The 13,113-nt window shown below is 65.6% G+C and carries 9 protein-coding genes; 1 reads left to right on the top strand and 8 read right to left on the bottom strand.

What is annotated here, in order from left to right:
* Positions 1-405 precede the first annotated feature (405 nt).
* Positions 406-846: a flagellar biosynthesis repressor FlbT gene (flbT, locus tag XF30_RS14975; protein WP_036015664.1), complete on the top strand. Its 441-nt coding sequence runs from the start codon at positions 406-408 to the stop codon at positions 844-846.
* A gap of 73 nt (positions 847-919) precedes the next feature.
* Here flbT and XF30_RS14970 read toward each other — a convergent pair whose 3' ends face one another.
* The 8 genes from XF30_RS14970 to msrB form a co-directional block, all read right to left on the bottom strand.
* A complete protein-coding gene (locus tag XF30_RS14970) occupies positions 920-2,416 on the bottom strand; it encodes a pyridoxal phosphate-dependent decarboxylase family protein (RefSeq protein WP_109143179.1) in 1,497 nt (498 codons plus the stop codon).
* Positions 2,413-3,666 (bottom strand): ATP-grasp domain-containing protein, encoded by a 1,254-nt coding sequence (locus tag XF30_RS14965; RefSeq protein WP_109143178.1) that lies wholly within the window; start codon positions 3,664-3,666, stop codon positions 2,413-2,415. Before XF30_RS14965 ends, XF30_RS14970 begins: the two co-directional genes overlap by 4 nt.
* A gap of 1 nt (position 3,667) precedes the next feature.
* Complete coding sequence (locus XF30_RS14960; protein ID WP_192893146.1) at positions 3,668-5,293, bottom strand: hypothetical protein; 1,626 nt, start codon at positions 5,291-5,293, stop codon at positions 3,668-3,670.
* 10 nt (positions 5,294-5,303) lie between these two features.
* Positions 5,304-6,086 carry a hypothetical protein gene (locus tag XF30_RS14955; RefSeq protein WP_109143176.1) on the bottom strand — a complete coding sequence of 261 codons (783 nt, stop codon included), beginning with the start codon at positions 6,084-6,086 and terminating at the stop codon, positions 5,304-5,306.
* 73 nt (positions 6,087-6,159) lie between these two features.
* The gene (locus XF30_RS14950; RefSeq protein WP_036030173.1) at positions 6,160-8,043 is read right to left on the bottom strand and encodes a flagellar protein; all 1,884 of its coding nucleotides are present in this window, start codon (positions 8,041-8,043) and stop codon (positions 6,160-6,162) included.
* 21 nt (positions 8,044-8,064) lie between these two features.
* On the bottom strand, positions 8,065-9,948 hold the full coding sequence (gene flgK, locus XF30_RS14945; protein ID WP_109143175.1) for a flagellar hook-associated protein FlgK: 1,884 nt from the start codon (positions 9,946-9,948) through the stop codon (positions 8,065-8,067).
* A 34-nt stretch (positions 9,949-9,982) separates the two neighbouring features.
* Entirely contained in the window at positions 9,983-12,235 is a 2,253-nt protein-coding gene (locus XF30_RS14940; RefSeq protein ID WP_036030178.1) for a flagellar hook-basal body complex protein, read from the bottom strand.
* Positions 12,236-12,458: 223 nt separating this feature from the next.
* Complete coding sequence (msrB, locus tag XF30_RS14935; protein WP_036015643.1) at positions 12,459-12,971, bottom strand: peptide-methionine (R)-S-oxide reductase MsrB; 513 nt, start codon at positions 12,969-12,971, stop codon at positions 12,459-12,461.
* Positions 12,972-13,113 lie beyond the last annotated feature (142 nt).

The following is a 13,113-nucleotide window of genomic DNA, read 5'->3' as shown; positions in this document are numbered from 1 at the left end:
TCTGTGTGGTGGCGAGAAGATCAGCGGTGGACTGGAGGGAGAGCAGGTTCTGACGAACCGATGCGGAGAGGACGATGCCTGACATGACTCTGTTACCTTTCTGGTAAACGACGCTACTGTTACACGTCTGCTTGGATCGCGATGGACCCAGCGACGGCGGACCGTGCCGCCGAGACCTCTAACGAAACATGAAATGAAACCCGCGCTTTTGCCCGGTCACACGTGATTCGGCCTCGGAAGCGACGCGCCTAGCAGCACCACCGCGCCAATCCTGTCCTTGAAAGCATTGAGCTTTTTGGCGGGGATGGCTCAAATTTACAGCTCGTTAACTAGTTGCGAGCGAGAATCACGTCCTGATAGGCCGCAACGAACGCTCGGTTACGAAAGCGTTGATGGAGAACAGGAATGGCCCTCAAGGTCGAGCTCAAACCGCACGAACGCATCATCGTCGGCAATTCCGTGATCACCAACACGGACCAGCGGGCCCGCCTCCTGATCGATGGCGAGAACGTGCCGATCCTGCGCGAGCGCGACATCCTCACGCCGGAGACCGCCGACACACCCGCCAAGCTCGTCTATCTGGCGGTCCAGCTCATGTACATCTCCCCGGATCCGCAGACCCAGCACGGCACCTATTTCAACCTGGTGCGGGACATCGTCACCGCGGTGCCGAGCTCCTGGCCGATCATCGAAGGCATCAACAACAACATCCTGAACGGCGACCTCTATCGGGCGCTGAAGGAAGCCCGCAAGCTGATCGCCTATGAAGAGAAGCTGCGCAACCAGTTCGAGGCCACTCATCCCAAGGCGGCAGCCGACAAGGACGACGTCAGCACCGCCGCCTGATACAGGCGTTCGCGCCAACGACAACGGCCCCGGATCGCCTCCGGGGCCGTTGTCGTTTCAGACGTTCGTCAAGTTATTGCGCTACGAGCGGTGGCGCGTCGACTTCGATCACTCCGCCGCTCCGCTGTCCACCGAACTGCAGCACGGCTGCGACCAGCGCATCGATGTCCGCCTCCTCGGTGCGGTGATTGACGATCGCGGCGCGGATCGCGAACTTTCCGTCCAGTGTCGTGCTCGATGGCGCAGCGATGCCGGACTCCTGGACGTCGGCGACGATCTCGCGATTGACCGCATCGCCGCTGCGATAGCGGAAGCAGACGATGTTGAGATTGACCGGTGCCAGCAATTCCAGCCGTGGTTCGGCCAGCACACGCGCCTCCAGATATTTGGCGAGCGCGCAGCTTCGTGCGATTGCCCGGCCCAGCCGGTCGGTGCCGAACGTCTTCAGCGTGAACCACGTCTTCAGCGCACGAAAGCCGCGCGACAGATCAGGGCCGAGATCGCAGGGCCAGACCGCGCCCGCCGCAAGCCCCCTCGCCTCGCGGCTCAGATAGGCCGCCGGCTGCGCGAAGGCCTGCCGATGCTGCTCGCCGTCGCGCACCAGCAGGAAGCCAGCGTCATACGGCACCTGCCCCCATTTGTGGAAGTCGAGTGCGATTGAATCCGCAAGCTCGATGCCGCCGAGCAGCGGCGCAAGCTCCGGCGACAGGATTGCGAGCGCACCGAAAGCGCCGTCGACGTGAAACCACATTCCTTCCTCGCGGCACAACGCAGCGATCGCCCTGAGGTCGTCGATCGCCCCGATATCGACCGTGCCGGCGGATGCGACCACCAGGAAAGGCTTGAAGCCGACATCGCGATCGACGGCGATCTGTGCGCGCAATGCGCCAACGTCGATGCGATGATCGGCATCGACGGCGATCTTGCGCAGCGCATCGGTGCCGAGCCCGGCAATGTCCATCGCCCTCGAGATGCAGCCATGCGCTGCCTGCGACGTATAGGCCGTGAGCAGCGCACCATCATTGCCGATGCCGTGCTGCCGCGCCAGCGTGCCGAGCGCGGTGGTGCGCGCCACCAGCACGGCCATCAGATTGGCCATCGACGTGCCGGTGACGAAGATGCCGCTCGCGCTCTCGGGAAAGAGGAACAGGCGGCGCATCCAGTCGACGATCTGGCGCTCCACCTCGATCGGCATGTGGTCGCGTCCGCCGAGATTGGCGTTGAGGCCGGCCGCGAGCATCTCCGCGAGCATGCCGACGGCGGTGCCGCCGCCATGCACCCAGCCCATGAAGCCGGGATGGACGTTGCCGGTCGCATAGGGCGCAACATGCTCGGAGAATTCGCGATAGACCTCCGCGAGGTCGCTCGCCTCGCGCGGCACGTCCGCCCTGAAGGCCGCGCGCACGTCATCGGGAATCGGCCGCCAGACGGGGCGCGCCCGAACGTTGGCAATGCCGTCGATCGTCTCGTCCAGCATGCGGTGGGCCAGCGCGCGAAACTCGCTCCAGTCCTGCGGATCTAGCGGGGTATTCGCGACGGAGCTTTGCGTATTGCGGATGATCTCGTTCATGCTGCGCTCTCCGCGCCCGTCTTCGCATGCCGCAACAGCATCGCCGTGAACGCGGAAAAGATCTTGCGCATCTGCGGCGGCTTGTACGGAAACACGACCGGCGAATCCATGTTGTGCACGACGGCGGTGTTGTCGGCCTCGAACACCAGAAGCTCGCCATCCGCGTTCTCGGCGCAATCGACGATGAAATAGTCGAGGCCGACGCGCCGGCTCATCTCCTCGATCGCGTTTCTGTGGCGCTCGCCGAAAGCATGATCGAAGTCGCGCATGAAGACGGCTTCCTCGGCCCGCTTCTCTTCGCTGAAGGCCATGTAGGCGTTGAGATACCAGATGTCCCAACGGTCGGCGATCGCCATGTGGCACGCGTACGGTTTGCCGTCGACCATGGCGAGGCGATACTTGCGGTAGAGCCCATCGGGGCTCACATAATCGACGAAGCGTGCGACGAAGAAGTCCTGCTCTTTCCGTTCGGCGAGATAGGCCGCCAGAGCCGCCGCATCGTCGAGCTTCGCGAGCCCGACGCCGGCATGCGAACCGCGCGGCCGTGCGATCATCGGAAAGTGCAATTCGCCGGCGATGTCCTCGCATGCGATCCGCGCCTGCGCGAGGTCCGACAATTGCGCGCGCGTTGCATGGATGGTCGCGGGAATGTCGAGGCCGGGCACGTCCGTTAGCAGCCGATACAGCTTGTCGCGATCGAGATTGCCGATGCGATCGGGTCGATTAAGCAGCGGCCGCGGCCAGTGCGGCGCGGCCCCTTCGATCAGCGCGAGCGCCTCACGGCATTCCTCGGAATCGGACGCGACCACGATGGCCACGTCGTGCTCCGGCAAGGTCTCGGGCAAACCGACGCCCTTGATCACATAGAGCGTCAACAGCTCGACATCGGAGCCTTCGAGCAGGAAATCGATCGGCGTGTTGCCGCCCATGTCGATGTCGGCTGCAAGCGCGAGCAGGCGCAGGCCCGACTTCGGAGCTGCGCTGGGCGTTCGGAACAATTGATGGAAGGCCAGCACCTCGGACTGGATCGCAAGCCCCCGATCCTTGTCACCCAGCAGCTGGGTGATCAACGACAGGTCCAGCCCCTCGCCCGCCAGCGCGGTCCCCGCCGCGATGCGCGCGACGAGCTGATCGCGCAACGGATGCAGATCGACGCCTTCGAAGGCCCGGCGCGTCAGCTGCGCAAAGCCGATGCGGTCGGCATAGTTCGCCGCGGTCAGGCCGATCGGCGGGGAAACCGGATGCTGCATCTCACACCTCGAACGCGGACTTTACCGGCACGGCCGCTGCGCCACCGGCGAGCAGCAGCTCGATCTTCACCAGGACGTGGGCGATCTGGTCGAGAAGGTGCTGCACGTTGCGCTGCGCCTCCGCCCTGTCCGGCGACCAGGCCTCAGCCACGAGCCGCGCGCCGACGCAGAGGCGCAGCACGGCCTGCGGCGTCTCGTCCTGGCACTCCAGCCGCACCGGCTGGCCAATCAGGCAGCGCTGCGCGGCGACCTGACGGTCCTCCGTGCTGCCGTTGATCTCTTGGCTGACATCACGCGCCAACGCGCGATGAACAGAAGCGGTCTCGGCAACACAAACCGGCTTGCCGTCGCGCAGCAGCGTGAACGGAAAGATGGTCGGCTGCACGAATTCCTCGTCGTCGATGCCGGCCGCGTGGGTCGCGGCCGCAACAGCGCGCAACGACGGCGACAATGCGATCATGCTGTCGATGCCGGCAGCGAGCTCGGCGAGCATCCCGGCGCGGAAGGCCCCGGGCACGCCGTAGTAGCTGCCGATCTCGGCCAGCGCCGCCTCCCAGCGCAGCCATTGACCGAAATTCGGACGGCGCTCGAAGCGCGAACGCAGCGCCGTCCAGGTCATCGGCCAATCGCAGCGGCCGGCGTAGTCACGGATTCCAGATGCGATCCCCTCGACGCGAGCGAGCGACCGCGACAGGCCCTTCGGCACCAGCAGTGCACCGCTGAAGGCAGGTCCGCCGAAGAATTTGGAGCCGGTGATCAGCACCATATAGCCGCGGTCGAGATAGGAGCGCAGCCGCCGGCGGCCGAGCCGGGCCTGGCAGGCGTCGACGACGATCTGGACTTTGCGCGGCCAGCGCCGCGCGATCTCGTCGAGGCAGGCCGCGCTCGGTGCACGCCATCCGAGCTTCGAGGAATCCATGATCTGGAGCAGCACGGGCGCGCCTTGCGCGATCGTGGCCTCGACCGCATGCAGCACCGCTTCATCGGCATCCGTGCGCATCGCGATCCCGGCCCCCGGCGCGCGCAACGGCAGCGAGATGCTGGCGCCGGCCAGCCCCGCGACCTCGCCGTCCTTGCGAACCGCAAAGCCGCTCGCCGTCAGGGTGCTGAAATGATGTCCACGCGCGGTATGGGCCGTGCCGCTGCCGGTCTGGTCGGCGCCGACCACGATCGTCACCGGCCGCGCGCCGAGCATCGTGCGCGCCAGGAATAGGGCATGGAGCTGGGAGTCCGTGCCGGACGGCGAGAACACCACGTCGACGCGCGGCGAGAGCTGGAGATGACCGCGCAGCTCGTGGCGCATGTCCTCGCAGCGTGCATCGAAAGCGAGCTCGACCTCGTCGAGCAGGCATTTGTGCATCAGCTCTTCACGCGCCAGCACGGCGCGGTCATAGGCCGCCTGCGAGATCGTCGACGCGGTCGACGAGGCGAAATTCCACACCTCCGGCTCCGGCGAAGCCGGGCAGCCATAGGCGTTGGCGCGGCCGGTGGGATCGAGCGCCAGGCGCGGATCTCCGCCGGAAACGAGCAGCGTGTCGAGCGGCGTGAAGAGGTCGCGCAGGCGATAACGCGAGCCGCCGTCGGCGGCGCATTGCATCTCGGGCCGAGGGGATGGGCCGCCGCTCATCCCGAAAGGCTCACGCCGCGGCATCGGCCGCCGCAGGCGCAGCTGCGAATTGCGAGGCGATGTCGCCATGGAACACCGACGGCCCGACGTGGTCGAGCGGGCTCTGGATGTCGGCCCAGATCTCGCCGCCGATATCGGTCCAGCGCTTGCAGAAGGCGAAGTCCTCGGACAGATAGGTGCCGGTCGCCGGATCGATCATGCATTCGAACAGCGCGAACCGGTTCCGGCTCGCCGCCAGCGCATCATGGGAATGCTCGCGGAAGAACTGGAGGTTCGCGTAGTCGGGGTGGCGGCACATCGCCTCCAGCACGTGACGCCGGATCATCAGGAAGCCGGTGCCGGCATAGCGCACGCGGGTGAATCCGTTGACCACCACGATGCGGTCGGGATCCTCGATCTCGAGCACGTAGTCGAGCGAGGCGGCCGGCACGTCGGCCCGACCCGACTGGATCGCCCGCGCGGCCTTGTCCCAGTTGACCCGCTTGATCGGATAGCAGCCGGCGACGACGTCCGCGCCGCATTCGATCAGGCGGAACACCTGCTCCGGCTTGAAGCCGATATCGGCATCGATGAACAGGAAATGCGTCGCCTTCGGATCGTCCAGGAACATCGCGGCCAGGTTGGCCCGCGCACGGGTGATCAGCGCGTCGCCGTCGCGCAGGAGCACCTTGAGCTCAAGATTGGACATGCCGTGCACGGCCCGCTGCAGCGCGAAGATCGAGCTCGCATAGATGCTCGACACCTGCCCGCCGAAGCAAGGCGTCGCCACAACCAGCTGCATCTTGTCCGACATCGACCGCTCCGCCCCCGCTTGCAATCCTCACCAAGAGGTAAACAGGCATGGTTAACGGCGTCTTAACGCTTCATTACAGGAACTTGACGAGCGAGAGCTGCGCCAGGTTCGAGGTCACCTGGTAGGACGCCTGCAGGGCGTTCTGCAGCGCCAGGATCTCGCTCGCGACCTGGTCGGGCGAAGCCGATTCCGCCTGGTCAATGATGGTCTGGAGCTGCGCCTTGGCCTGGGTCTGGCGCGTGCTCGCGTCCTTCATCGTGTTCTGGGCCATCGCGATGTCGGTCTGGATGTCCTCGATGCGCTGCTGTCCGGGCTGCTGGGTCAGCGCCTGGGTCGTGCGCAGGCTCAGCGCCGAGACCTGCCCGCCCGAATATTGCCCCGTCGGCGAGGTCGAGAAGGTGCCGAACACCGCGATCGCCTGCAATTGCCGGCGGATCGCATCCTCATTCGCCTGGGCGCCGTACTGCACCGTCACGGCATCGTCGACCCGCGCCATCGCGGTCGAGCGCGCCGAGCCGGGCCCGTCATTGCCCAAATACCATTTCACCGTATTGGCCGAGCCGTTCACCAGCGTGGTCGCCGAGCTCGCAGGCGAGGAGCCGACGCGCAGCGGCGGCTGCGTGGCGGTCACCGGCGTCGAGCTGAACCCGAGCGCGCTCAGCGCGCCGGTGTTCGACGTCGTGATGTTGAGGCTCGCCGCATCGTCGGTGTTGATCGTGATCGAGCCGCCATGGACCGTCGAAGGCTTCGAGGTCCCGGTGATCGCGTCGACCTTGCTCAGCAGGGTCTGGATGCTGTCGGTGACATTGAGCTGGTTGCCGGTCGCGCCCGAGGCCACGAAGGTCAGCGTGGTCCCGTTGACGGTGATGGTATCGCCTGCGACGAAGCCCGGCGAGATCGAGTCCGAGGGGCTCGCGCCCGATAGCGCCGTCGCGCCGGTGACCGGGGCCGCCGGCGCCGTCTGGTTGTTGACGGGGGTGCCGATCGCAGAGCTCGCGGTGTTGAAGAAGTTGTCGCCCGCAACGATCGCCGATGCCGCCACCAGCGAGGTGTTGGCGAGCTTCTGAATCGCGGTGTTCAGCGCCGTGTTGAGATTCGCAGCAGTATTGTTCGGGTTGACGGGCGTGCTCGCATCGATCGCGAAGCTGCCGAGCGGCGTCGGCGTTGCCGAGGACGCCGTCAGGTCGATCTGCTCGGTCGTGCCGTCCGGCAGGGTGAACTGAATGCTGAGCTTGTCGCCGTTGTTCGGATTGACGCCGTTGAGATCGACCGAGAACGACACCGGCGAGCCGCTCGGGCCGGTGACGGTCGCGCCTGTCAGCGTCGAGGACACCGCCTTGATCTTGAGGCCGAACGGCGATCCGGCGACGTCCTCCGACACCTGCACGGAGCTTGCCGTCGGCTGCGTCTGCACCAGGCGGCCCATGCCGCTGGTCCCTAGGTCCGCGGCCTGGCGCTCGGCCATGACGGTCTTGAAGCCGGCCTGTGTCGTGGTGCCGTTAATGATGTCGCCGGCATCGGCGACCGACTGGGTATTGACTGCCGTTCCGGAGAACAGATAGCGGCTGCCGGTCTGCGTGTTGAGGACACCGACCATCGAGCCGAACTGGGCGGCGGCGGTGTTCTGGGCAATCGTCTGGCCGTTGACGTTGAGGTCCTGCGCGGTAGAGGCCGAGCCGGTCTGCACCGTGCTGCGGATCTTGGTCAGCGATTGCAGCGCGGTGTTGGCGAGGTTGATGCTGACGTTGACGTTGGTGATCGTGTCGGTATAGCCGGCGATGTTGGAGAGCTGCGCGCGCCCGGCGATCGCAAAGCCCTCGTTCGTCCCCATGCCGGCATAGTTCTGCGACAGCTTGCCGGTCGAGAGCTGCGTCGAGAGGTCGGTGAGCTGCTGATTGATGTTGCGGATCTGCGCGCCGAGGATCGACGAAGAATAGTTGATGCTGCTGATCGCCATCTTTCGGAGCCCTGTTACTGTTTACAATTGAGCCTGGATCAACGTGTTCATCATGGTCTGCACCACCGACATGACATGGGCGTTGGCGGCATAGGCATTCTGAAGCTGGATCAGGTTCGACATCTCCGAATCCAGGTTGACCTTGGAGGTCGAGTCGAACTTGGCCTGGAGCGTCGAGACCACGACGCTCTGGCCTTGCTGGAGCTGGGTCGCCTGGGTCGCGGCGTTGGCCTGCACGCTCAAGAACTGCTGGAGGAAGTTCGAGACGCTGCCGGTGAAAGGCTGGCTCGCCGAGCCGAGGCCGCTCTGCGGCGAATAGGAAAACACTGCACTGGTGAGCTGCGAGTAGAGATAGTCCGAACGCGTGGTGTCGCCTGCGGGCGTCACCGGCGAAGTATTGTAGACCGACATCCGGGTCGGATCGGTCACGAGCTGCGTGTTCACGGCGATGCGCCCGGCAAGACCGGTCATCTGCGAGCCCGACGCCGTGATTGCGCCGGTGTAGAGCGCCTGCCCGCCGTCGGTGAACAGCGGCAGCTGCGGATTGCCCGAGGTCAGCGACGAGATCGTCTTGGTGGTCGAGGCCGAACCGACCTTGGCAAGCCCGGTGTTGTCGTCGGTCACCCGCAGCGTCGTGGCGGTCGCCGGCGACGGGGCGGCTGAGAACGACAGATGCGTGCCCGACAGCGCGGTGTTCAGCGCAGAGGCGATCGCGCTCATGCCGCCGGCGAAGTCGACGCCGATCCGCATCGGGTTGGCGTTGGTCGCGTTCTGGAGCGGCAGCGCAGCGGGGTCGGTCACGTTGACGAGCGTGATCTGGCGCTGCGTGTTGGTCGCCGTGTCCGTATAGGTGATGTTGACCGTGTTGCCCGGCAGCGCACCGGCAAGCTCGAGATCGAAGCCGGCCGGCGGGCCGGTGACCGTGCTGCCCGCCGTGGCCTTATCGGACAGCGCGCTCGCCATCGTGGCGGCGAGCTGGTCGATCTGGTTCTGCGCTTGCACCAAAATGTCGTCGCGCAGCTTCAGGTCGGCCGCGATCTGGCCGGACGACACCACGTTGTTGGCGACGACGTCGACTTGCGAGCCGTTCGGGAGCTTGATGTTGAACGCGCCGACGCCGGACTTGGCAGGGTCGATGTTGTAGAGCGACGTTGCCGACAGCGCGCCGGCGGAGGCAAAGGAGAATTCCGAGGCGAGCCCGGCGCCGACCAGCTGGATGCCGGTCGTGGTGTAGATGTTGGCCTGGTTCGAATTGTCGGTGGTGACGCGGACGTCGACATATTTCGACAGCGTGTTGATGGCTTGGTCGCGCTGGTCCATCAGCGTTGCGGCCGAGGGATCGTTGGCCGATAGGCCCTGGAGCCTGGTGTTGATGTCGGCGATCTGCTTCATGGCCGCATTGGCGGCCTGCGCCGAATTGCTGAGATCCTGTTCGACGTTGGAGCGCAGCGACTGGATGCCCTTGGTGGTGACGTTGAGCTGCGTCGCGAGCGCCTGGGCCGCCCCGAGCGCCACGGTCTGCGCCGACGACGCACCCGAGCTGGTCGACAGCGCCTGCAGCGCCGTGGTGAACTTGTTCAGCGCGCTTTCGAGCGTGCCGGAATTGCCGGGCGTGCCGTAGACATTCTGAAGCTGCTTCAGGATGTTGGCCATCTGGTCGGCGTAGCCGCCGCCGCCGGTCTCGGTCCGTAGCTGGTTCTGCACATAGGTGTCGAGCAGGCGGCTGACGCCGGTCGTCATCGCCGTCGCGCCGAACTCGCCGGTGGTGACCTCGATCTGGTTCGGCGTCTGGACGACGTAACCCGGCGTCTGCGCATTGGCGACGTTCGAGGAGACGATCGAGAGCGCGGCCTGGTTGGCACGCAGACCGCTCATCGCGCTGGCGAGGGCTGAACTCAAACCCATATCACTGGCCCGCCTTTGTTACGTCACGCGCCGATCAGCGCAACACGTTGAGGAGATCCTGCACCATCGAGTTTGCCGTCGTGATCACCTTGGTGTTGGCCGAATAGGCCTGCTGGGTCACGATCAGCTTGGTGAATTCGTCGGCGATGTCGGTGTTGGATCCCTCCAGCGACGAGCCGCTGATGGTGCCCGAAGCGCCGTCGATGGCGTCACCCGATTGTTCGGTCGCGGCATAGGCGCCGCCGTCCATCGCCTTCAGATAATTGGTGCCGTTGAAATGCGACAGCTGCACCTGCGCGAGGTTGAGGTTCTGGCCGTTGGAGAAGGTGCCCACCACCACGCCGTTGTTGTTGACGGCGACCGATCGGAGCTGACCGGCGGCGTAGCCGTTCTGGGTGATGGTGTTGATCGTCACCGCGCCGCTGGTGCTGGCATATTGCGTCAGCCCTCCGGAGGAGATGTTGAAGGCGACGGAGCCGAGCGACTGGCCGCTGACGGTGACATTGTTGATGGTGATGCCCGAGCCGCTCGGCGAGGTCAGCGAGCCGTCGGCGGCAAAGGTGAAGGTCTGGCCGGTATTGACCCATCCGACCGTCGTGCCGGTCGCGTTCGGGTCGGTCTGGTAGAACAGGTTCCAGCTGTCGGAATGACCCGCGCCCAGCGAGGCACTGTCGGTCTTGGCCCAGCGCAATTGCAGGTTCACCGGCGTACCGGCGGCGTTGTAGGCGGTCACCGCGCCGCCGCTGATCGATTCCTTGGTGAAGGTGGCGATGTCGTTGCCGATCACGCCGCCGGTGCCGGCCGTGCCGCCACCCTCGCGATTCCTGGTGATGGTCGAGGTGAAGCCGAGCGCGGAGAAGGCCGCGCTGTTGGAGCTGGAGACCGTCAGGTTGGAGACGGTGCCGGTGTTCAGCGTGATCACGCCGCCGCTGCTGACCGACGACCCCGAAGCGCCGGAGAGCGCATCGATCTTGCCGAGCAGGGTCGTGACGTTGTCGGTGACGTTGATCTGGTTCGCACCCGAGGCGCCCGAGGCCATGAAGGTCAGCGTCTGGCCGTTGACGGTGATGGTGTCGCCGGGGGAAAAGCCCGACGTGAGCACCTGGGCACCGCCGGCGGTGGCCGAGCCGCTCAGCACCGTCGCGCCGGAGATTGCAGGCGAGGACAGCACGTTGCCGCCACGCGTCACGCTGCTGATGCCGAGCGCGGTGGCGGCCGTGCCGCTGCCGATCGCGACGTCGGTGCCGGTGCCGGTCGCGATCTGGATATTGCCGCTGACCGAGAGCGAAGCGGTGACGCCGGCCCCGCCGGCCGTCTGGATCGCGTTCAGGATGTCGGCCACAGTCGCCGTCGTACCCGCACCGAGACCGATCGTGGTGTTGTTGCCGACGGTCGAGACCGTGGTGCCGCCGTTGAAGGTGATGGTGTTGCCGTTGATTGTGAGCGTCTGGCCGCTTAGCGCGGTCAGAATGCTGGAGGCGAGATGCGTGCCGGCGGTATTGTCGAGGGACGTGGTCGTCGAAGCCACCGCCGAGGAATTGTTCTGGAGCGCAACCGTGCCGGTGGCCGTCGTTGACGAATAAGCCGAGCGGATGTTGCCGGTTGCGGCCGCGCCCGAGACGGTCGCGTTGGCATAGGGCGCCGGCGGCGTGCCGACCGGCAGCGGGTTGGCGGCGAAATCGGACGGGTTGAGACCGCCGGCCGCGAGCAATGTGCCGGTCGAGGCCGTGGTTTTCGCCACTGTGTTCGGCTGGGTCGGCAGGTTCGCCGCGTACTGGATTGAGGTCGTCGCCTGCGCCGGAATGAAGTTGTTCTGGAATTGCAGCACGTTCGCCACGCTGCCGGTCGGGTTGCCGGTCTTCGGGTCGACGGTGACGCCCATCAGGTAATAGCCGGCGCCGTTGACCAGGTTGCCGTTGGCATTGAGCTGGAAGTCGCCGCGCCGCGTGTAGTAGGTCACCCCGGTGAAGACAGGCACGTTGTCGACGACGCCGCTCGCCTTCTGGATCGAGAAGAAGCCGTCGCCGGTGATCGCCATGTTGGTGGCGACGCTGGAGGACGAGATCGTGCCCTGCGTCGTGATGGTGGCCTTGGCGTTGGCCTGCACGCCGCCTGCCACCTGCTTGCTCGGGACCGAGGAGTCCGGGATGAGGTCGACGAAGCTGGTGCCGATGCCCTTGTAACCGGTGGTGGATGAGTTCGCGATGTTGCCGGAAATGTTCTGCAGCGCGAAGGACTGCGCCTGCAGGCCACCCACCGAGGTGTTCATTGCATCGAAGATACCCATAACTTTGTCTCCAAATCCGATCTCGGCGGCCGGTCGACCATGGCCGCAATCGGAAAGAGACGTCGCAAGGCCTATGCCAATGCGGGTATCTTCAGGAAATCAATGACTTAATGAAAAAGCCCCGGTCTGACGACCGGGGCACATTTGCCGGGACCGGCAACAATTGCCGGGACATCCTGTCGTTCCGGAGCGGTCCGCAGGACCGGAATGACTCCCGCGAAACCTACGTCGCCGACGCCGCCGCGGGGTGGAAGACCAAGCCGAAACCGTCGATGCAATAGCGCAATCCGGTCGGCTTCGGGCCGTCGTCGAAGACATGGCCGAGATGGCCGCCGCAGCGCCGGCAATGCACCTCGGTGCGGACCATGCCGTAGCTGCGGTCCTCGGTCTTGCCGACATTGCCTTCGATCGGCGCATAGAAGCTCGGCCAGCCCGTGCCGCTCTCGAACTTGGTCTCCGACGTAAACAGCGGCAGGTCGCAGCCGGCGCAGGCGAAGATGCCCTTGCGCTTCTCCTTCAGCAGCGGGCTGGAGCCGGGCCGCTCGGTGCCGTGATTGCGCAGGATCTCATATTGCTGCGGCGTGAGCTGGGCGCGCCATTCGGCTTCCGTCTTCGTGATCTCGAACTTTTGCGCGGCCTTCTCGCCGGCCTCGGCAGGTGTTCCTCTCAGCCAGCGCAAGGCGGAAAGGCCGAACAGGCCGGCGACAGTCGTGAGCAGGATGCGGCGGTCAAGCATGTCATTCTCCGTGCGCGGGAAGTCCACGCCCTGAGATACGGGCTTCTGCCGGCCGAAGTTACACGTCGGAGCGGAATTTCGCTCAACTTATTGCGAGACGCGGTCCTCGTGCACGACCGGTTCCGCAGCGCCGACCGCGGCT

This window comes from Bradyrhizobium sp. SUTN9-2 (genome assembly GCF_003122645.1).
Lineage (GTDB): Bacteria > Pseudomonadota > Alphaproteobacteria > Rhizobiales > Xanthobacteraceae > Bradyrhizobium > Bradyrhizobium yuanmingense.
This window is presented reverse-complemented; position numbering and strand designations above follow the sequence as displayed.

Bases quoted from the DNA above. Each gene is read 5' to 3' on its own strand.
- XF30_RS14960 (WP_192893146.1), bottom strand. From the start codon at position 5,293: ATGAGCGGCGGCCCATCCCCTCGGCCCGAGATGCAATGCGCCGCCGAC.
- msrB (WP_036015643.1), bottom strand. From the start codon at position 12,971: ATGCTTGACCGCCGCATCCTGCTCACGACTGTCGCCGGCCTGTTCGGC.
- XF30_RS14970 (WP_109143179.1), bottom strand. From the start codon at position 2,416: ATGAACGAGATCATCCGCAATACGCAAAGCTCCGTCGCGAATACCCCG.
- XF30_RS14940 (WP_036030178.1), bottom strand. From the start codon at position 12,235: ATGGGTATCTTCGATGCAATGAACACCTCGGTGGGTGGCCTGCAGGCG.
- XF30_RS14955 (WP_109143176.1), bottom strand. From the start codon at position 6,086: ATGTCGGACAAGATGCAGCTGGTTGTGGCGACGCCTTGCTTCGGCGGG.
- XF30_RS14950 (WP_036030173.1), bottom strand. From the start codon at position 8,043: ATGGCGATCAGCAGCATCAACTATTCTTCGTCGATCCTCGGCGCGCAG.
- flgK (WP_109143175.1), bottom strand. From the start codon at position 9,948: ATGGGTTTGAGTTCAGCCCTCGCCAGCGCGATGAGCGGTCTGCGTGCC.
- XF30_RS14965 (WP_109143178.1), bottom strand. From the start codon at position 3,666: ATGCAGCATCCGGTTTCCCCGCCGATCGGCCTGACCGCGGCGAACTAT.
- flbT (WP_036015664.1), top strand. From the start codon at position 406: ATGGCCCTCAAGGTCGAGCTCAAACCGCACGAACGCATCATCGTCGGC.